The sequence below is a fragment of the Pseudomonas sp. NPDC087697 genome (genome assembly GCF_044743155.1).
In the GTDB taxonomy this organism is placed as follows: Bacteria; Pseudomonadota; Gammaproteobacteria; order Pseudomonadales; family Pseudomonadaceae; genus Aquipseudomonas.
The window spans coordinates 57,255-76,983 of sequence record NZ_JBIUVW010000014.1 but is presented as its reverse complement, the minus strand read 5'-3'; the positions used below and the strand labels follow the sequence as shown (position 1 = coordinate 76,983).

General features: G+C 61.5%; 12 protein-coding genes and 1 pseudogene. 2 read left to right on the top strand and 11 right to left on the bottom strand.

Features of this window, described 5'->3' with window-relative positions:
- Positions 1-245: 245 nt before the first annotated feature.
- From ACIPIN_RS12915 to ACIPIN_RS12880, 8 genes and pseudogenes are all read right to left on the bottom strand, one after another.
- Positions 246-905 carry a DUF799 domain-containing protein gene (locus ACIPIN_RS12915; RefSeq protein WP_401119106.1) on the bottom strand — a complete coding sequence of 220 codons (660 nt, stop codon included), beginning with the start codon at positions 903-905 and terminating at the stop codon, positions 246-248.
- Positions 902-1,258, bottom strand: a complete 357-nt coding sequence (locus tag ACIPIN_RS12910) for a DUF4810 domain-containing protein (protein ID WP_401119161.1) — start codon at positions 1,256-1,258, stop codon at positions 902-904. Before ACIPIN_RS12910 ends, ACIPIN_RS12915 begins: the two co-directional genes overlap by 4 nt.
- 45 nt (positions 1,259-1,303) lie before the next feature.
- Positions 1,304-1,978, bottom strand: a complete 675-nt coding sequence (locus ACIPIN_RS12905) for a CsgG/HfaB family protein (protein WP_401119103.1) — start codon at positions 1,976-1,978, stop codon at positions 1,304-1,306.
- 203 nt (positions 1,979-2,181) lie between these two features.
- Positions 2,182-5,280 (bottom strand): annotated as a pseudogene (locus tag ACIPIN_RS12900) (error-prone DNA polymerase).
- Positions 5,256-6,671, bottom strand: coding sequence for a Y-family DNA polymerase (locus ACIPIN_RS12895; RefSeq protein ID WP_401119101.1), 1,416 nt, complete (start codon positions 6,669-6,671; stop codon positions 5,256-5,258). The pseudogene ACIPIN_RS12900 and the gene ACIPIN_RS12895 overlap by 25 nt, the downstream one beginning before the upstream one ends.
- Before the next feature lie 7 nt (positions 6,672-6,678).
- The gene (gene imuA / locus ACIPIN_RS12890) at positions 6,679-7,296 is read right to left on the bottom strand and encodes a translesion DNA synthesis-associated protein ImuA (protein ID WP_401119098.1); all 618 of its coding nucleotides are present in this window, start codon (positions 7,294-7,296) and stop codon (positions 6,679-6,681) included.
- Positions 7,296-7,913, bottom strand: a complete 618-nt coding sequence (gene lexA, locus ACIPIN_RS12885; RefSeq protein WP_401119095.1) for a transcriptional repressor LexA — start codon at positions 7,911-7,913, stop codon at positions 7,296-7,298. The genes imuA and lexA overlap by 1 nt, the downstream gene beginning before the upstream one ends.
- A 47-nt stretch (positions 7,914-7,960) precedes the next feature.
- The gene (locus ACIPIN_RS12880; RefSeq protein WP_401119092.1) at positions 7,961-8,878 is read right to left on the bottom strand and encodes a LysR substrate-binding domain-containing protein; all 918 of its coding nucleotides are present in this window, start codon (positions 8,876-8,878) and stop codon (positions 7,961-7,963) included.
- Between the two features lie 104 nt (positions 8,879-8,982).
- On the opposite strand from ACIPIN_RS12880, the gene ACIPIN_RS12875 reads away from it, so the two are divergent.
- Together ACIPIN_RS12875 and ACIPIN_RS12870 are read left to right on the top strand one after the other, a co-directional pair.
- Positions 8,983-10,728 (top strand): amidohydrolase, encoded by a 1,746-nt coding sequence (locus ACIPIN_RS12875; RefSeq protein ID WP_401119089.1) that lies wholly within the window; start codon positions 8,983-8,985, stop codon positions 10,726-10,728.
- A 100-nt stretch (positions 10,729-10,828) separates the two neighbouring features.
- Positions 10,829-11,566: a TorF family putative porin gene (locus ACIPIN_RS12870; protein ID WP_401119088.1), complete on the top strand. Its 738-nt coding sequence runs from the start codon at positions 10,829-10,831 to the stop codon at positions 11,564-11,566.
- A gap of 27 nt (positions 11,567-11,593) precedes the next feature.
- Here the strand turns inward: ACIPIN_RS12870 and ACIPIN_RS12865 are convergent, their stop codons facing one another.
- From ACIPIN_RS12865 to ACIPIN_RS12855, 3 genes are all read right to left on the bottom strand, one after another.
- Positions 11,594-12,568 carry a Gfo/Idh/MocA family protein gene (locus ACIPIN_RS12865; RefSeq protein WP_401119086.1) on the bottom strand — a complete coding sequence of 325 codons (975 nt, stop codon included), beginning with the start codon at positions 12,566-12,568 and terminating at the stop codon, positions 11,594-11,596.
- A gap of 29 nt (positions 12,569-12,597) precedes the next feature.
- A complete protein-coding gene (locus ACIPIN_RS12860) occupies positions 12,598-13,485 on the bottom strand; it encodes a Dyp-type peroxidase (RefSeq protein ID WP_401119083.1) in 888 nt (295 codons plus the stop codon).
- A 362-nt stretch (positions 13,486-13,847) separates the two neighbouring features.
- Positions 13,848-19,583, bottom strand: a complete 5,736-nt coding sequence (locus tag ACIPIN_RS12855) for a S8 family serine peptidase (RefSeq protein WP_401119159.1) — start codon at positions 19,581-19,583, stop codon at positions 13,848-13,850.
- Positions 19,584-19,729 lie beyond the last annotated feature (146 nt).

Below are 19,729 nucleotides of genomic sequence, written 5' to 3'. Positions count from 1 at the left end.
GTTGCGAGCGCGACCGTCGCTAATGGTTTCATTGTGTATAGCTCATTCAGATTGCCAGCACATGGCAACCGGATGTAGCGACACCTGAACAATCGTTGCAAGCCAGGTAAGACGTTTGGCAGGGTTACGGTTTACATAGCCAGCGTAGGAGCTGCCGCAGGCTGCGATCTTTTGGCATATGGAGACAGCCGAAGACAAGATCAAAAGATCGCAGCCTGCGGCAGCTCCTACGCCGGCCTACAATTTCAGTCGGTACCGTACTTCGGCGAACGCGGCCCGTACAGCAAGCCCGCAGGATGCCCTGCCGACAACAGTCGTGCACTGGTGACACCGGCAATCGGGTGACCGGCGTCGGTGGAGCTGTTGATGATCTGCTTGACCGCTGCGGTGATCAGCACACCCAGCAAGCCGCCGCCATTGTTGTTGCTACCCTCTTCGCTCGACGCACTGGCCGAGCCGGTCCACAGGGTGGTGCCCGTCTTGAGGTCTACCAGTTTTGCGCTGGCGGTGACTACGGTTGCACTGGAGATCACCATATAGCGAGTGCCGTAGTCAGTCACGGTAATGTAGAGCGCGGCATCGGCACCGAAGATCTCTCGCAGTTTGTTGGCCGGTGCCTGGTGGATGTCCGCCGGCGTGGTCAGGCCGTTCTGGTGGAACGTCTCGTCGACCAGTGTGATCGGCAGCACGTAGTAACCGGCCTCAGCCAACGGATACGTAACCTGCGAGAGCATGCTGTAGGACGCCTTGACGTCCGGCGAATTGTTCAGCGGCGGCAGCACCAGAATGGTTTTTGGACGGCTTTGTTTGTAAGCCGAGTAGTCCACGGTCTTGGGGCTGACGCAACCGCCGAGGACTGCCAGGGCCAGCAGGCCAGCCATCAGTTTCAATGAGCGCGCGATCATTGGGTGTCTCCGGTCTTGGCGTTTTTAAGCAGAAAGTCCATGTACGGCGTCGACTCTGGAAACAGGGTCTTCTCGGTTCTGAACTGCTGCACCATCTGATCGTCCTTGCCCAGGCTCAGGTACAACAGACCCAGGTGGGCGTGGTAACCAGGCGGCGGAGTCTTGCCGGTGGACTTGATCTTTTGCAGGTCGCGCTCCAGCGCTTCGGCCTGAGCTTCCTTGGGCTCTTCGCCTTTGAAATACTCATAAACCTGTGGCTGGTAGCCTTCCCACTGGTAAAGGGTTTTCGGACTGTTGCATCCGGCCAGCAGGCCACTCACCAGCAACATCGACGCTATCGGCGCCCACGACATATAACGCTTGAACATGCTTGTACCGCTCCTTGTCATCAACCTTGATCAGTTGCCCGGTTTCCATGCACCAGAATTCATGCCGTCCACCAGACGATTGATCGCCTCGCGCATGGCCAGGTCGAGCACCTTGCCATTGAGGGTCGAATCGTAGGCAGCAGTACCGCCGAAGCCGATGACTTCACGGTTGGACAAGGCGTATTCACCCGCGCCCTGAGTCGAATAGACGACTTCCGACGTGCTGATGTTGACGATGTTCAAGTTGACCTTGGCGTACGCCACCTGGGTCTTGCCGCGACCGAGAATGCCGAACAACTGGTGATCACCGGTCTCTTTGCGGCCGAACTCGGTAACGTCGCCGGTCACCACAAAGTCAGCTCCCTTGAGGCGCTGGGACTGGCCCTTGATCGTCGCTTCCTGCTGGATCTCGCCCATGTTGTCGCGGTCCAGCACGCTGAAGCGGTTGGTCTGCTGCAAGTGAGTGATCAGGATGGTCTTGGCCTGACCGCCGAGGCGATCCACACCGTCGGAGAAAATCCCGCGCATGTAGCTCGAACGGTTGTCGAACTTGCCGACTGCCATGGGCACTCGAACACCGGAATAGGCAAGGCTGGCGCTTTCGACTTTTTCTACCGGCAATGCCCGGGAGCTTTCGGTCGCACACCCGGCCATCGCGCCCAATACGGCAATCGCTGCCCCTGATACCACCATTCGAGAGATCATTCTCACTGTGCATTCCTTCTGAAAAACGGTTTATCCCGGCATGGCCGTGCCCAGCCACTGCGGATTGCAGTGGCGAAAAAGCAATGGGGATTCGAATCGGCAATCGACGTGCGGGACGTCGGCGGGCGGCATTATGCCAAAGTGCCACTACTGAAGACAGTGTTTATATTTTTTGGCGTCAGTTTCCTGGATGATCATGGCGACTAGTGAAAATCCCGGCTGTGCACGCTGATGCCATCGAGCAGCGGGCTCAGGTCGCTCAAGCGTCCTGCGATCAGGTGCCGGACTTCGCCGACTTTCTCCCAGCGTCCGTCGACCTTAAGCAGTTGCGAGCCGATCAGTGCTTTGCGTTGACGCTCGGCGAGGTCGCGCCAGACCACCACGTTGATGTTGCCGAACTCGTCTTCAAGGGTGACGAAGGTCACGCCACTCGCCGTGCCCGGACGCTGGCGGCCGGTGACCAGGCCGGCGACGCTGACGTTGCGCCCATGTTCGACTTCAAGCAGTTCCCGTGAACTGCGACAACGCCGGGCACGCAACTCATCGCGCAACAATGCCAGCGGATGCGGGCCGAGTGTGGTGCCAACACTGCTGTAGTCGGCTTGCAGGTCCTCGCTCACGGTCGGCTTGGGCAACACCACGCAAGGCTCTTCCTGGCTCGGCAATCCGGCGAACAGCCCCAGCTGTTTCTGTACCCCCGCCACTTCCCAGCGTGCGCGATGGCGATCACCGGCCAGCTTGCGCAACGCTCCGGCGTCGGCCAGTTGCTCTTGCGCACGAGCATCGAGTCGGGCGCGCTCGCCAAGATCGGCGATGTCGATGAATTCGCCCCGCGAACGTGCCGCTTCGATGCGGCGAGCGTCGTCTTCGCGAAAGCCCTTGATCATGCGCAACCCCAGGCGAATCGCCGGTTGCTCGCCGTCAGTCGGCTCCAGGCTGCAATCCCAGTCGCTGGCGGCCACGTCCACCGGGCGGATCTGCAACTGATGCCGGCGTGCATCCTGGAGAATCTGGTCCGGGCTGTAGAAACCCATCGGCCAACTGTTGATCAGCGCACAGGCAAACGCCGCCGGCTCATGGCATTTCAACCAGCAACTGGCGTAGGTCAGCAAGGCAAAACTGGCGGCGTGAGACTCGGGAAAACCGTAGCTGCCAAAGCCCTTGATCTGCTCGAAGATCTGCGCGGCGAATTCCTCCGTGTAACCGTTTTTCAGCATGCCTTCACGAAGGCGTTTCTGGTGCGGTTCAAGGCCACCGTGGCGCTTCCAGGCTGCCATGGAGCGGCGTAACTGATCGGCCTCGCCGGGGCTATAGTCCGCCGCCACAATCGCAATCTGCATGACCTGTTCCTGAAACAACGGCACACCGAGGGTGCGCTCCAGCACTGCCTCCAGTTCTCGGGAGGGATAAACTGTTTTTTCCTCACCATTACGCCGCCGCAGGTACGGGTGCACCATCCCGCCCTGGATCGGGCCGGGACGGACGATGGCCACTTCGATCACCAGGTCATAAAAGTTCTTGGGTTTGAGCCGGGGCAACATCGACATCTGCGCCCGGGACTCGATCTGGAACACCCCAATGGTGTCGGCGCGGCTGATCATCTCGTAGGTTTGCGGGTCCTCGGATGGTATGTTGGCCAGGCTCAGGTCCCGCCCGCGATGGTGGCGCAGCAAGTCGAAACAGCGGCGAATGGCGCTGAGCATGCCGAGGGCGAGAATGTCGACCTTGAGCAGGCCGACCATGTCCAGATCGTCCTTGTCCCACTGGATGATCGTGCGCTCGGCCATGGCCGCGTTTTCCACTGGCACCAGGCTGTCCAGCGGCTGCTCGGAAATCACGAAACCGCCCGGATGCTGGGACAGGTGCCGGGGGAAACCGATCAACTGCCGGGTCAGGCTCAATACTCGGCGCAACACCGGGCTGTCCGGGTCAAAGCCACCTTCGCGCAAACGCTCCAGCGGCGGCACATCGTCGCTCCAATGGCCGCAGCAATCGGCCAGCGCATTGACCTGATCCGGCGGCAAACCAAGGGCCTTGGCCACGTCGCGGATCGCGCCGGCACCGTGATAAGTGCTGACCACCGCCGTCAGCGCTGCCCGGGTCCGGCCGTAACGCTGGAACACGTACTGCAAGACTTCTTCGCGGCGCTCGTGTTCAAAATCAACGTCGATATCCGGCGGCTCGTTGCGTTCCCTGGATAGAAACCGTTCGAACAGCATGCTCGTCCGGCTCGGGTCGATTTCGGTGATCCCCAAGGCTTAACACACCGCCGAGTTGGCGGCCGAACCGCGCCCCTGACACAGAATGCGCTGGCTACGGGCGAAGCTGACGATGTCTTCGACGGTGAGAAAGTAACTCTCGTAACCGAGCTCGGCGATCAGCTTCAGTTCCTTTTCGATCAGCGTCATGACCGTGCTGTCCGGCCCTTCGGGCCAGCGCCGGCACAGGCCCTGTTCGGTCAACCGGCGAAGCCAGGAAGTCGGCGTCTGCCCTTGCGGCACCAGTTCACGCGGGTATTGGTAGCGCAACTGACCGAGATCGAAGGTGCAGCGTCGGGCAATGATCAGCGTTTCTTCGAGCAACGACTGTGGATACAGCTCGCGCAACGCCTCAAGGCTGCGCAAGTGTCGTTCGCCATTGGGATGCAAGCGCTGCCCGGCGTCGGCGACCCGCACATGCAGACGAATCGCCGTCATGGTGTCCTGCAACGCGCGGCGGCCACGTGCATGCATGTGTACGTCGCCGCTGGCCACCGCCGGAATCTGTAACCGGGCAGCCAGGGCCTGTAAATCGGCCAGACGACGGGCGTCGTTCTGTCCGCAGTGCAGCTCAATCGCCAGCCACAGCCGCTCGCCGAAAATACCTTTAAGCCAAGCGCTGTGTTCCAGCGCGTCGACCGTATCCGGCACCCACAGCGCCAACAGCCCGGGCAATGGCCCGCTGAAGTCTTCGCGCAGCAGCCGGTACTGGCCCTTTTCCGTTCGCCGCCGGGCGTGGGTGATCAGTCGGCACAGGGTCTGATAACCCTCAAGGTTTTCCACCAGCAGCACCAGTTTCGGTCCGTTTTCGATGCGCATTTCACTGCCGATGATCAGCGGCAACTCCAGCGCCTTGGCCGCTTGCCAGGCACGAACGATACCGGCCAGGGTGCACTCGTCGGTGATCGCCAAGGCTCGGTAACCCTGCCCCTTGGCCCGTTCGAACAGCTCGTGGGCACTCGATGCACCCCGCTGGAAACTGAAGTTCGACAGGCAGTGCAGTTCGGCGTAGTCGGCGCTCATGCGAACCAGCCTTGCAGCCACAGCGGCCCGGCCTCGCCCACCGCACGATAGGCCCAGGCCTTGGAGCCTGCGCGGGTTTCGATCAGGTAGTAATCGCGGCGTACGTCGGCGCCATCCCACCAGCCGGACTCGATGCGCTCCGGCCCCATGAGGATGCGCGCCGAGCCTTCGTGTACGGGCAATAGCTCGGTCAGCAACCAGCCGGGACGTTGCACATCAGCCAGCACCGGGCCGACCTGACTCTGCGCACTCGGCTGCCATGCACACTCCGGTCGATGATCGGCCTGAAAACCCAGCCCCTGCACCGCCTCGTCCCCCAGCCGCGCACGCAGGCGTTCGCGCAGTTGCTCCCAGGGCAAGGACTGCTGCGGACGCTCGTCGAACAGCTCCCGACGTTGCGGGACGAAGCTTGGCAAGTCCTGCGCCGACAGCCGAAAACCACGCACCGGAGCCTCGACCTGCACCTGCTCCAGCCGACCGCGCGCCAGTTCGAAGAGCATCGCCGGGTCGCGCTCGGCGCTCAACAAACCGACCTTGATCAGCGTGTCCGGCAACCCGGCGTGTTCCAGGTGCAGGTCAAAGCGCTGCACGCCGCTGTCCCGGCCACACAGAAACGCCGAAAGATCACCGGTCAACCGGCGTAACGGGAACAGCAATGCCTGATGGGATTGCACATCGAAATTCAGCTCGATCCGCACATCAAAACGGTCCGGCGGCAGATAAAACCCCAGGGCCAACGGCCGCTCACCCAACAAGGTATCGAGATGCTTGAGCACCTGCGCCTCAAAGCGCCGGGCCAGGGTTTGACGCGGCAGCGCCTGAACCTGACTCAAGGTGCGCAGGCCCATGCGCGACAGTGCGGTAGCGACCGTTTGCTCAAGCCCGATCCGGTCGATGGGCATCTGCCCGAGCAATTGCCGTAGCGCGTCATTGTCCGGTACCGCCAGACCGTCGTAGGCATTGGCCAGGACCCGTGCGGCCAGCGGATTGGGCGCCGCGACCAGGCGATGCCGAAACCCCAGCGCCGTAAGCTCTGCGCGCAACCGCGCCTCGAACTGCGGCCAAGGCCCGAACAATCCCAGGCTCGACTCGATTTCAAACAGCACGGCACGCGGGTAATACACGCTGACCTGAGAGCTGAAGCGGTAGGCCCAGGCGGCGAGAAACTGCTGCCAATGCTCGATTTCGGCCACGTCATAGTCAGCGCAGGCAAAAGCCTTGCTCAAGGCCTGGGCGGCGGTCATCGACTGGCCGGGGCGCAACCCCAATGCCCGCGCCGGTTCATTGACCGCTTGCAACACCCGACGCTGCGCCGGGCCGCTCAGCAGCGCCAGCGGTTCGTCAGGATCGCTGCGCTGACGCAATACCGCGTCCAGCGCCAGCTGCGGGAAAAGGATACAGACCCAGCGCATGCCAACCTCACTGCCCCGCGACGAAGGCAATCGGTGCCGAACGAGCCAGCCCACCACGGCACTTGAGCACCCTTAACTGCGCAGGTCGGGAATCGATGGCAATACGCAGGGCCGCCGGTGAAGGGTTGATGGCGTCCTTGATCGAGCGATAGGCAAACGCCAGGGTCTGCCCGGTTTCCGCCGCCACCTGCAAGCGGCGCAAGGCGCGGTCATCCGCCTGTTGCGGCCAGCACAGCACCGCCCCGCAACTGCCCGAGCGCAGGCATTGTTCCGCCGCCCACAGAGCCTCTCGGTCACTGGTCTGAATAATCGACAACTGCCGCAAATCCACCCCGGCGTTCTGCCAGGCCTGGGGATACGGCACATACGGCGGCGCCACCAGTACCACTCGCTCACCGGCGGTCGTCAGTCGGGCCAAGGTTGGCCATACCAGTTGCAACTCGCCCACGCCCTGCCCGGCGATAAGGATTTCGCTCAGCGCCGCTTCCGGCCAGCCGCCGCTGGGCAAGGCCGCGTCCAGTGCCGCATGCCCGGTCGGCTGTGGGCTGACGCTGGGTGGCGCAGGCCGGCCTTTCCAGACCTGGCCGCCATTGAACAGCGTATCCAGCGCAACGACGGTGCCCATCACCCTTGCCTCACCAGACCGCAGAACACCCCTTCAATCGCCAGATCCTGATCGGCGTTGACCACAATGGGGCTGTAAGCCGGGTTGCGCGGCAACAACCGCACGCTGTCCCCTGCCCGTTCAAAGCGTTTGATGGTGACTTCACCCTCAAGCCGCGCGACGACGATCTGGCCGTTCTGCACCTTGGCACTGCGGCGTACGCCCACCAGATCACCGTCGAGGATGCCGTCGCCGATCATCGAGTCGCCCTGAACCCGCAGCAGGTAGTCCGGCGTGCGCGAGAACATCGACGGATCCAGCCACAAGCGGCTGTGCACCTCGGCATCGACGCCCATCGGCGCACCGGCGGCCACCCGCCCGAGTACCGGGATGTCCAGCAACTCAGGGCGATGCGGTTGATTGAGCAAGCGAATACCACGGGCCTGATGCGGATTGACCTCGATGAAGCCGGCCTCGGTCAGCGCCACCACGTGCTTGCGCGCCACGCTGCGCGAGGCAAAACCGAACGCCTCGCTGATTTCAGCGAGGCTCGGTGGCTGACCTTGCTGCGCGATACGCTCGCGAATAAAGGTCAGGATGGCGGTACGGCGGGGAGTCAAAGTCGTCATGGAGTACATTTGTACTCCTCTCGACTTTTCCTGACAAGAACCGTCAGTCGTGAGCCTCAGCCCAGGCCGCGCTGCTGTAGAAAAGCCGAAATGAAATCGATGAAAGCAGCCACTTTGGCAGTGGCCCGACGATGACTGGGGTAGACCGCCAGGATGTGCGAACCAAAGGCGTCCGGATCAATCTGGTAGTCGGCCATCAGCCGCACCAGCCGACCATCCGCCAGATACGGTGCGGCGCTCCACAACGGCGTGTGCAGCAAGCCGCGCCCAGCCAGCGCACTGGCCAACAGCAAGTCGTAATTGCCGCTTTGCAGGCGTGGCCGTGACGGCTGGGGCAAGCTGAGCCGTTGACCGTCGCGCTCGACCCACCAGAACTCACGGCTCAGGGCCGCATGTCGATAGAGCAGCCAGTGATGCTGATCGAGGGTCTGTGGCGTCAGTGGAACCGGGTTGCGCATCAGGTAATCGGGGCTGGCGCAAAGGGCCAGGCAATTACCGCCGACGACTCGGGCGATCTGTCCGGGTAAGTCGTCATGGCCTTCACGCAACGCCAGGTCGTAACCGCTTTCGAGCAGATCGACGAACTCGTCGCACAGGTCGATGTGCAAGCTGATTTGCGGGTATTCATCGAGAAAGCCCGAGCATGCTTCGTCGAGAAAAGCCCGGCCGAAGGCCAGTGGTGCGGTGATTTTCAGGGTGCCCTGCAAACCGTGCTGCAACTGCAGGATCTCCTCGTTGACCTCTTGCAGGCGTTGCAACACCTGGCGCGCCGTCTCCAGATACAGCCGACCGACCTCGGTCAGCAAAGTGCGGCGGGTGCTGCGCTCGAACAAGCGTGCACCGAGTTCATCTTCCAGATGGCTGACCGCCTTGGTCAGCGCTGACGGGGTTTTGCCCAGTTGCTGCGCGGCACGGCTGAAACTGCCGTGCTCCGCCGTCGCGACAAACATTTTCAAGGCACTGAGCTTGTCCATGGTTTTTCCATTCAGGCAAAAGGGTTTTGCTGGTTTGAGGCGTTCTGCCCAGCGTGCCAAGCCACTAGTCTCGCTTCCAGACGAATAAATACAAGGCACCTCGCATGAATAGATTCATCCCGACACTCCTGAGCTGCGCCGTGGCTTTTGCCTCGATGGAAGCCATGGCCGCCGTTGACCTGGTATTGATCAACGGCAAGATCTTCACCGCCAACCACACTCAACCCAAGGCACAGGCTCTGGCAGTGCAGGACGGCAAAGTGCTGCAGGTCGGCAGCGACGCGCAGATCAAGGCGTTGATCGAACCCTCGACCCGCGTCATCGACCTGGCGGGCAAGACCCTGATGCCCGGCCTGATCGACAGCCACTCACACGCAATCTTCGGTGGTCTGGAACTGGCCGCAGCCAATATGGAAGATGAGCAGGTCAGCCTCGACGAACTGGAAAAACGCCTGCGCGGCTGGCGTGACGACGGCAAGGCAAAGCACGGCGATGCGCTGAGCGTGGCCGGCATGAGTTCGACCTATTGGGCTCAGGCCGAGGCCTTTGCCCAGCGTTTCAATCAGGGTGAATGGGCGCAGGTGCCGATTGTGTTCATCGGCAGCGATCACCACACGGCCTGGGCCAATAACCAGATGCTCACGCGTGCCGGGATCGATGCGGCGCTGATCAACAACCTGCCCGTCGCCGAGCGCGACACCATTGGCCGTCTGGCGAATGGCGCGCCCAACGGTTTTCTGGTGGACGCCGGTTGGGACCGGGTCGCGTCAGTGATGCCCAAAGCGAGTCCGGCGGACCTGTTGCGTGCCGCCCAGGCCGCGCTGCGTTACAACAACAGCCTGGGCATCACCGCCTGGATGGACCCGGCCGCCAACGCTGCACCGGGGGAACCGGTGTTCGCCCTCAAACCCACGGAGAAGACCGTCGGCGTGTTGCCGGTGTACAAGGCGTTGTCTGAAACCGGTGCGATGAGTGCCCACGTCGCTGCGTTGCTGGTGGCCAATCCGCAAAGTCGCCCGGCAGATCTCGACACCCTGGACATCGTGCGCAAGCAGTTCCAGGGCATCCCGAACCTGAGCCTGCCCGGCATCAAGATCTTCGCCGACGGCGTACTGGAGTTTCCGGCACAGAGTGCGGCGTTGATCGACCCTTATACCAACTCGCACAAACAGGGCGAATTGCTGATCGATCCGGCGCATTTCGGTGAGCTGGTCAGTGCCGCCGACCAGCGCGGCTGGCTGGTGCACATTCATGCGATTGGCGACCGCGCGGTGCGTGAGTCGTTGAACGGCATCGAGCAGGCGCGCAAAGATCGGCAAAGCGGCGTGACCCACTCCATCACCCACCTGCAACTGGTCAATCCCAAGGAGTTTGCGCGCTTCAAACCACTCAACGTGATCGCCTCGATGCAACTGCTCTGGGCCTCGGCCGACGAGTACACCCTGGGCATGGTCAAGCCGTACGTCAGCGCCCTCGCCTTTCGCTATCAGTACCCGGCGCACTCGCTGCTCAAGCAAGGCGCCACGATTGCCGGCGCCAGTGACTGGCCGGTGTCATCGCCGAACCCGTTCAACGCCATTGCCCAGGCCATCACTCGTGCAGGGCCAAAGGGTGTGTTGAACAAAGACGAAAGCATCGACCGCGAGACCATGTTCTACGCCTACACCGTCAACGCCGCCCGCACCATTGGTCTGGAACAGCTGATCGGTTCGCTGCAAACCGGCAAGCAGGCAGACTTCATCATCGTCGACCGGGATGTGTTCAAGGTCGATGAAAAAGCCCTGCACGATACCCAGGTACTGAGCACCTGGTTCGCTGGTCGCGAAGTCTACGCCCCCGCCGCACAATAAAAAAAGCCTGTCCGCACTGCCCGCCCCGTGCTTGCCGCGAGGGTTTGGGCGGCGCTTTGCCTGCACCTGCCCATAACAACCACAATAACGGGACCGTCACATGAACCGCTTCGCCCTCCTCGCCCTTGGCTGTTTTTCCCTTGCACCGCTGACCAGCCACGCGGTGGCGATCAACGATGAGTTGGCCGTGCAACTGGACCTGAGCCTGGCCAGCGATTACCGCAGCCGCGGTATTTCGCAAACCAAGAATGACCCCGCCGCGCAGTTCGGTGCGACCTTGCAGCACATCAGCGGCCTGTACCTGGGGGTCTGGACCTCAAACGTCGATTTCGGCTTTGGTCTCAAAACCCGTCAGGAGGTCGAGTACTACGCCGGCTGGCTCTGGCAGATCACTGAACCGGTGAGCCTGGACCTGGGTTACATCAAATACGCCTACCCCAACGAAAGCCAGTTCAACCAAAGCGAGGTCTACGCCATTCTCAACGCCTACGGTTTCATACTCGGCAATTACTACTCCGGCGACGCCCCCGGCGAGGACAGCAAGCAAAGCACGCTCTACAATTACCTGGGCTACGAAACGCGCTTGCCGCTGGAGACCGGCCTGAAGCTGCGCTACGGCCGGATGGACTTCAAGGATCCGCGGTTCTGGTCGCAGGACGGGCAAAGCAGCGAGGCCTACCATGAATGGGAAGCCAAGCTGACCCATGACTTTGTCGGCCTGACCTGGGGCCTGAGTTACATCGACACCGACCTGTCGGACAGTCAGTGCGCAAGTAACTCCGGGTTTACTGATACCTGCAGCGCTACCTGGGTGGCGAGTGTCAGCTCGTCGTTCTGATTAATGGCTGGCCTGGCGTGCGTCAGGTCAGTTGCCGCCACGCTTGAGAATCTGGTCCATCACCCAATCGGCTTTCAAGGCCTGGTCCGCTGTCGCAGGATGCTGCGATTCACCGCGAATGTGCGCGTTCATGCCGAGTACGTGATGCCACTGGATGTGCTCAGGATGATCGATGTGCAGGCTGAGGATTTCGTTGGTTTGCAGCTGCACCGGGTGCTCATCGAACACCGAGAAGCTGATTCGGCCTTGACTGCCAATCAGCTCGACACGGTCTTCGCGACGATCGGCGGCGAAGTTCCAGCAGCCCATGCCCAGCGCCCCGCCAGCGAAGCGCCAACTGGCACTCACTGCGTCTTCAGCCGCGTACAACCCGGCCTGACGCGCGGTAAAACCGGCGACTTCAACGATGTCACCCAGCAGGTACTGGAACAGATCGAGGCCATGACTGGCGAGGTCAACAAAGTAGCCGCCGCCGGCAACTTGCGGGTCGGTGCGCCAGTTGGCACTGCCGCTTTGGTCCGCCGGTGAAGGTGCTTTGGTCAGGGTCCAGGTCAGGTGTCGAACCTCGCCGATACGGCCCTCTTGCAACCATTGGCGCACCTGCTGGAAACGCGGCAGGGAGCGCCGGTAATAAGACACAAACAGGTGCAGCCCGGCATTGGCGAAGACCTGCTGCATCTCCTGACTTTGTCGGGCGTTCAACGCCATGGGTTTTTCGACGCAGCAATGTTTGCCGGCCGCAGCGACCAGCAGACTGTAGGCATGGTGACTGTCGGGAGGCGTTGCGATGTACACCGCGTCCACTTCAGGGTCGGCGATCAGCGATTCGGCATCAGTGTAAAACCGCTCGATGCCATGGCGCGCGGCATAGTCCTGCACCACCTCCAGCCGTCGCCCCATCACCGCCACCAGCGCCGAACCCGGCGCCTTGTAGAAGGCCGGGCCGCTCTTGCGCTCGGCGACACTGCCGCAGCCGATCATTCCCCATCGCACGACGGTCATCGCCCTCTCCCTGTATCAATGTCCCGTCTTCAGCCGATGTTCAGCGCACGCAAATCCAGCCGATCATTCTTGAGCGGCGGGCACCAGTAGTAGCCGCCGGTGATCGGCCGGCTCATGCGGTACAGACCGTCAACGATGCCGTCTTCCAGGCCACTCATGCGGCGCAGTTGGGCTTCGAAAGCGTTGAAGGAATGACCGAAGGCCAAGAACATCAGGCCGGCACGATCACCTTCGATCCACGGCATCGAACGACGCACGATGAAGGCTTCGGGGGTGAAGCTTTCCTGAGCGGTGCGTTTGACGTGAGCGGAAATCGGCGCGTCGTCGAGTTCTTCGTTGTCGCTCTTGCGACGGCCAATGATGTTGTCCTGCTCATGGGACGGCATCGCATTAAAACCGTTCAGATCATGCTGCCACTGCTGGATCGCGGCGAAACTGCCACCCACCGGACTGTCCTCACCCTCAGCCACCAGCGCTGCGGCAACGGCGGCTTCGTCGTGGGGGTTTTCGGTGCCGTCTTCATAGCCTGTCAGGTCGTGGCCACTCATGTGACGGAAGGCTTCGTTCATCTGCACCAGGCGCAACGCTGGAGCCAGTGCGACTTCCAGGGCACGGCTGCGGTTAAGCAACTCGCCACGATCCTCACCGTGCAGCCAGCACCACAGCGCGTGCTGGGTCGAAGGGTTATCGACGCCAACGCCGATCATCGCCGGGAACGGTCGAAGCCCCGCTACTTTCACGCCCAGTGCATTGACCAGCGACTTGCCAAAACCGACCACCGCCGACTTGCCGTCCACCAGTTGCATCAGGTTCTCGAGCGCAGCCGGCAGAGCCTCGGCGGATTCGAGAGCGAAAAACAAATGACGCGCCTGAGGCGGAACGGGGGTGGCAAGGATGCCCGGCTGGTAGTAACTCATGAGAACTCCTTCTAGAAAGGCATGAAGTTTAACCGCCGCATGGCGGTTTGTGTGCGTAGAAAGGTGCAAGACCGGTGCAGACACGAAACTGTGCTGATGTCGCTCGCGTATTACCGTCGCCACGACTCCCGTAGCAGCTGCCGAAGGCTGCGTTCGGCTGCGAAGCAGTCGTGAAATCAGGCACTGCGGTGCGTCAGGATGACCGTGCATACAGGGTTTACGACCGCTGCGCGCTCGAACGCAGCCTTCGGCAGCTGCTACAGGGACGGGTGATGTCTGGGATTATGACCGGTCTCGAACGAGGCGGTCGAAGGCCCGCGATGAGTATCGCGGGCCGTGTTACCGAGTTAACGCGGGGTTATTTACATCCAGTTGGCCGCCAGCACAGGTTGCAACACCTGCTGCTCGGCGGCACCGAAGGTCATGCTCGCCGGTGCCGCCGGCGCGAACGCCGCCATGGCCTGGACCAGGTGCTCGACATCATTGTCCATCAACCGATGGCGGTCCCCGGCCATGATGTCGCGTGGACGCTCAGGGGTACTGGCATACCAGTTATGCAGCGTGACCTCCTGCTTGCTGCCGATGACAGATATCTGCAGGTCCTGGCCTTTGTGCTGGAACCACAGATGATCGGGGTTGATGTCCTTGCCGAACACCAGATCGCCACTCGCACTGCTGAACTCGATGTCATTGACCCCGTGCCCGACTTCAACCGTCGGCATGTTGCCGCTGACCACCACCTTATTATTGCCATCCCCCAGTTTTACCGTGGAGAAAGACCCGGAGTCGGTAATGATGTTATTGCCGTGGCCAACCGTGAGTTTGTCGACATTGCCAGTCACCACGTTATTGCCGTTGCCCAGGGTGATATTGCCCCGACGGCCCGTCACATTGACCTTGTTGTCGCCGTTGCCGGCAAGCACTTTGGCATTGGAGGCCTCGACGTTGATGGTCTTGCTCTCGTCGCCAAGCGTGACATCGGCGAAGAAACCCTGGACCGTCATGACGTTGGGGTCGCTAGCCACAGGCGCCGGGGCATCTGTCGAAGAGGTTGCCCCGCGGATTCGGTCCCGGATCGCCGCAAGCGCAGCGTTCGAGTCGTCGGTTATCTTGCGAGCGTTATCGACAGTCAGCCGGGGATCTTGCACACCCACAACGTCTGGAACGGTAATCGGTCGACGAGTCGGGATATCCAGGTCGCGATGAGAGAAATCGATCGCCGGAATGTCCGGAATGACAATCGGCCGCGGGCTCGGAATATCAATCGGGGTACGCCCGCCCACCTCACGCCCGACCGGACCGATGTCCGGCAACTTCGACGGTTCCAGCGAACCGACACCGCGCTCGGCGAGAATCTGCTCAATGGTTTTGCGTTCAGGGACCGTCGTCGCTCCGCGATTCGCATCACGCTCGGCAAGGATCTGATCGACGGTTTTATGCTCCGGCACTTTCGGGTTCAGATCGACGCCGCGCTCGGCAAGGATCTGATCGATGGTCTTGGTCTCCGGCAACTTGAAGTCTGGAATCGTGATTGAAGGTCGCAGGACCGGGTCGGGAACGACAATGGTCGGATGCAGATCAATCGGCGGCAGCGGCCCGACCACCACAGGTTTGTCGACGCCAGGGCGATCGATAATCGGCGTCAATGTACCCGGCACGGTGACGGTTGGCGGCACGACCACTGGCGGCACCGGTCCGACTGGCTGCACCACAACCGGCGCATGATCGGCAAAAAGGAAGTCCGAGGCACTGACCTGTGCCACATCCAATGCATCCAGATACAACAGCGTGGTGTTCGAATCGCTGCGCTTCACGTACACACCATGAATCTGCGTCAGGCCATTGAAGGTGGCGCGGTTCTGGTGTTCGACGGTCAACTGGCTGAAATCGGTGACGCCGGTCTGACGCAGGTCGATCTTGTCGACGCCATGCCGGAACCCGCGCAAGGCGTTGCTGTAATCCTTGGCGCCGGGTTGAGCCGCCACCACAAACACATCCGACGTCGCGCTGTCATGGCTGTAGATCGTGCCGTTCAGCGAGGCCACGGTTTTTCCCTGAGCGTCGCTGCCGTACATCACGCCTTTACCGCCACCGTTGAGCACCACGATGCCCAGACCCTCTTGCGGCTTGACCGCTTGAGCATCACTGTTGACGTAAGCCGTCGGGGCGACAAAGGTGTCCTGGAACTTGAAGTTCGCTGCGGTGATGCCAGCGAGTGCCTGATTTTTCAGGACGATGCTCTGGTCCTTGCCCAGGTCGACCTTGACGTCCGTGCCCTGCTGCGTCAGCACCAGGTCCGCGAACTTCTTGCCGGCGAAGCCCACCAGATCAACGATTTCGCCACGAGCGGCCTCGAAGTTGCTGATGGTATCGCGGCCCGCGTCACGGCGATGGACCACAAAGAAGTCCTTGCCCGCACCGCCCATCAACGTGTTGTTGCCACGCCCGCCGTCGAGCAAGGCATCGGCCGCACCGGCGACCAGTGTGTCGTTACCATCGCCGGTGACGATGTTCTGAATGGCCGACGGATTTTTCACCGTCAACGCCGCGCCGCCGATGCTGGCGACACCGGTCAGCAGGTTGACCGAGGTATCCCCCGAGACGGCTGCCGCATTGAGGGTATTGCGCCCACCCACCACGCCATTGACGGCATCATCGAGCACCGCACGATTGGCATTTGCGGCCACCGACTTGATGTATTCATCGGTATAGAAATAGGTGTCGTCCGGGCTGCTCTTGCTGCCATACAAACGCAGCGACCAGCTGTTGAGCGTAACCGGCAGACCGGAGGCCGAATCAGTTACCTGCAACGTCCAGTTGCCAGCCGAGCGTTCGCCGAAGTCATGAGTCGTCATGAAGGTGTACTTGAACGCCCCGGACTGCGTACTGCCGATGTCGGTTGCACTGGCCCCCGGCATGCCGTCCGGGACTTTGCCCTGACGGTTGAGCAACACGCTTTGTGTGCCATCCGGGGAAATCAGGTTGAGGGTCAAATCGCCGAGGCGGCCGACCTGAGCATCAAAGTCGATTTCGACGTGCTCAACATTCAAACCGGCATTCATCGCGATGGACGATGTCAGTGTCGCGCCCGCCGCCAAAGGTTTGCCGAGCGCACCGCTCGATGCACTGTAGACGTGCTCGTTGGCGCCGGTGCTCTGGGTCATCCAGGCCTCGGACAAGCGCACGGCGGCGCGAGCATCGACCTCACCAAAACCGTAATCGTTGCTGGTGTGCATACCACCACCGTTCCAGCCGTGGGCAGCGTTATCGCTCCATTGGGTGGACAGGTCGTTGACCTTGCGCGCCGACAAAGCCAGGATCTGCTGCACATCCCGATAACCCAGGTTCGGGTTGGCCTGGAGCATCAGCGCAACGATGCTGGAGACAATCGGTGCGGCAAAACTGGTGCCTTGCATGCTGGTGTAATCGTTGCCGAAGGTGGAGCCGCGTTCGGTTTCCAGCATGTGGCTGGTGGACACGACATTGCTGCCCGGTGCCGACACCAGCAGGCTGGCGCCCGGATTGGAAAACGGCGACGAACCAATCTGCAAGGTCGACAGATCACCCTGTGCGTTGATCGCGCCGACTTCGACCGAGAAGCGATTGTTGTTGGTCAGCGAACCCTGGGCATTGCCGCCGGTAGCTCGGCTGTTGCCGCCCGCCGCCACAATAATGGTGCCCAGTCCGCCACGACCGTTGCTCGCTGCGTACTGCGCATTCACGCTCAGCGCCGTGGCCGTCGTGAAGTTGCCGTCCTGATAGCTGCTGAGGGCGAAGTCAGAGGTGAAACCCCAGCTGTTGTTGGCAATGTCAAAACTGACCATATGCCCCAACCCGGCCAGATCGGCGCCGCTGTTGGCCAGGTAATAACCACCCAACGTTGCGTCGTAGGCCACGCCCACGCCACCTGCGCCATTCTTGGCCGCGACCATGACGCCCGCAACCATCGTCGCGTGGTTGGACACCAGCCCCGGCAACGTGCCGCCCGCCTGTTGAGTCTGCAACCAGGTTTTGTCGACGTTCGGCGCCAAATCCGGGTGGGCGATATCAAAGATCTCAGGCGCCGTGGCGAACTGGCCACCCGGCTCGAACTGACCGATGCGCACGCCCTTGCCGGTGTAGTCCTTCCACACCGGCAGCACGTTGGTGTCGCTCAAGTACCACTCCTGAGCCGCCAGTGGATCGAGCGGCACTTCAGGGGTCAGCAAAGTGACACCGGCACGCATTGGCGCGGTCTGCCCACTACCGAGGTCCACCACCGACGCGGACAGATTGCCGGCCGCATCGGCCACGCCGTATTTGAAACTGATCAGGCCGGTGTAATGCGCGTCCGGGTTGAACAGCACATCACCCTGGGCCGTGAGGCTGACCGTACCGCCCACCGCGTCACCAACATTGGCGATACGCAGCGCGCCCTGGCTGTTGAGGTGTTGATCGTTCGCCAACAGGCTCTCTGCAGAAATCAGGTGGGTCTGCGTACGATCGAAGACCTTGCCGTCCTTGTCATGGGTCAGCACATCCGCTACCGGCATGGCGTTGGGGGTTTGCAGGTCGACGGCTGAAATATCCGAGAAGTTGAGCTTCTGAATGTTTTTCAGCGTCACCGTGCCGTCACGACCGGCAACCTTGTCGGCCACTTCATAACCGCTGTCGGTGCGGGTGATGCGGTAATCGCCATGATTACCGTGCAGCGTCACCAGGTTGATCCCGCCGTCGCCGTCGATCGTCGCATTGCCGTGGCCGACTTCGATCACATCGTTACCGGCGCCGCCGTAGATTGTATCGGCGCCGCCACCGGCGTGAATGATGCTGCCGGCTTCGGAGGCGTAAATGGTGTCGCCCTGTGGCCCGGCATAAATCACCGCTTTGCCGCTGCCACCGATAATGGTGTTGTGCCCGGTGCCGCCGACCAGTACGTCGTTGCCCGCGCCGCCCACCAGGGTCGAATTGCCGGAGCCACCTTTGATGAAGGCGCTGCCGGTGCCACCGCTCATGATCGTGTCGTTGCCACTGCCACCCTCGGCGATGGTCAAACCGGCGTGGGCCATGTTCAACACCACGCCTTTGTCACCAACGATGATCGCCGTGTCGTGACCGCCATTGCCGTGAATATTGACCGGATTGTCCGAAGCACTGATGACAAAGACGTCATCGCCTGCTCCGCCGACATAGGTGTTGCTGCCGGCACCGCCCACCAACCAACCGCCGGCTGGAGCGGCGATCAAGGTGTCGTCGCCGCTGCCACCGTACAGATTGCTCACGCCCAATTGCGCTGCGTTCAGGGTTTCACCCGTGGTGCTCTGGCTGGCATACGCGGTGGTGGTGATGCCGTTGGTGGTGGAAGTCACTCGCGTGCCGGTGCCCTGCGTACTCACAGTGTTGCTGACCGGATCGCCAAGGAAATCGACCGCCAGCGCTTCCTGATTCTTGCCATTGATGGTGAAAGAACCGGTGGCGAGCACCTTGTTGCCATCACGGATTTCAGCATTGCCAGAAGCGGCGCGGACGTTGATCTGGGTAATGCCCAACTCGGCCAGTGTCTTCAGTTCACCGGCATCGACTTTTGCGTCATGTGTGCCATCAACCCAGACCCGCAGCTTGCTCCAGATCGGGTCTTTCTGATCGATCACGCCGTCCTTGTTCGCGTCCTCGCTGGCCAACGCTGCGAAACCGTCCTTGAACTTCGTCTCGCCCGCCGCGCCGTTGACGCCGGCCCTGCCGCCGTAATACTCGGAGAACATCTGGCTGACGTCCTTGATCTGACCGCTGCCATCGTCGATCACCAACATCCCGGTACTGCGATCCGCCCAGCCGCTGCGCTTGAGCGTGCCACTGTGGTCGGTATCGAACAGCACACCGTCGCGGATATCGGTCATGTGCACGCCATTACCGGTCAAATCCAGCAACAGCGGGTCAACGTAGGTGTTAAACGTCGACATGGCCGACAAACCGTTCAGGGTCACGGCATTGCGCAAGCTGAAATCCGGTTTGCTGCTGTTTGGGGCTTGGTAGAAGCTCGACAGATAGGTGTTGGGCCGAGCGTTGGGATCAAGCTGCATTTCACCGGGACGAACACCACCCGAGGCGAGGCTGGCCATTTGAGTGGAGGTGAAATCGGTCTTGTTGAGCAGATTTTCCAACGCAGAGACTTTATGGGTCGCCGTGTTTTCAACGAAACCGTTGGCAACGTCCTGCTGGGCTTTCCCTTCGTTTGCAGTATTCTTTCGGGCCTCGGGAAAGGGAT

What these genes read in the sequence shown, in the direction of transcription:
- ACIPIN_RS12880 (WP_401119092.1), bottom strand. Translation starts at nt 8,878, where the DNA reads ATGGACAAGCTCAGTGCCTTGAAAATGTTTGTCGCGACGGCGGAGCAC.
- ACIPIN_RS12855 (WP_401119159.1), bottom strand. Translation starts at nt 19,583, where the DNA reads ATGGCCAGCCTCGCCTCGGGTGGTGTTCGTCCCGGTGAAATGCAGCTT.
- ACIPIN_RS12865 (WP_401119086.1), bottom strand. Translation starts at nt 12,568, where the DNA reads ATGACCGTCGTGCGATGGGGAATGATCGGCTGCGGCAGTGTCGCCGAG.
- lexA (WP_401119095.1), bottom strand. Translation starts at nt 7,913, where the DNA reads ATGTACTCCATGACGACTTTGACTCCCCGCCGTACCGCCATCCTGACC.
- ACIPIN_RS12905 (WP_401119103.1), bottom strand. Translation starts at nt 1,978, where the DNA reads ATGATCTCTCGAATGGTGGTATCAGGGGCAGCGATTGCCGTATTGGGC.
- ACIPIN_RS12910 (WP_401119161.1), bottom strand. Translation starts at nt 1,258, where the DNA reads ATGTCGTGGGCGCCGATAGCGTCGATGTTGCTGGTGAGTGGCCTGCTG.
- ACIPIN_RS12915 (WP_401119106.1), bottom strand. Translation starts at nt 905, where the DNA reads ATGATCGCGCGCTCATTGAAACTGATGGCTGGCCTGCTGGCCCTGGCA.
- imuA (WP_401119098.1), bottom strand. Translation starts at nt 7,296, where the DNA reads ATGGGCACCGTCGTTGCGCTGGATACGCTGTTCAATGGCGGCCAGGTC.
- ACIPIN_RS12875 (WP_401119089.1), top strand. Translation starts at nt 8,983, where the DNA reads ATGAATAGATTCATCCCGACACTCCTGAGCTGCGCCGTGGCTTTTGCC.
- ACIPIN_RS12870 (WP_401119088.1), top strand. Translation starts at nt 10,829, where the DNA reads ATGAACCGCTTCGCCCTCCTCGCCCTTGGCTGTTTTTCCCTTGCACCG.
- ACIPIN_RS12860 (WP_401119083.1), bottom strand. Translation starts at nt 13,485, where the DNA reads ATGAGTTACTACCAGCCGGGCATCCTTGCCACCCCCGTTCCGCCTCAG.
- ACIPIN_RS12895 (WP_401119101.1), bottom strand. Translation starts at nt 6,671, where the DNA reads ATGCGCTGGGTCTGTATCCTTTTCCCGCAGCTGGCGCTGGACGCGGTA.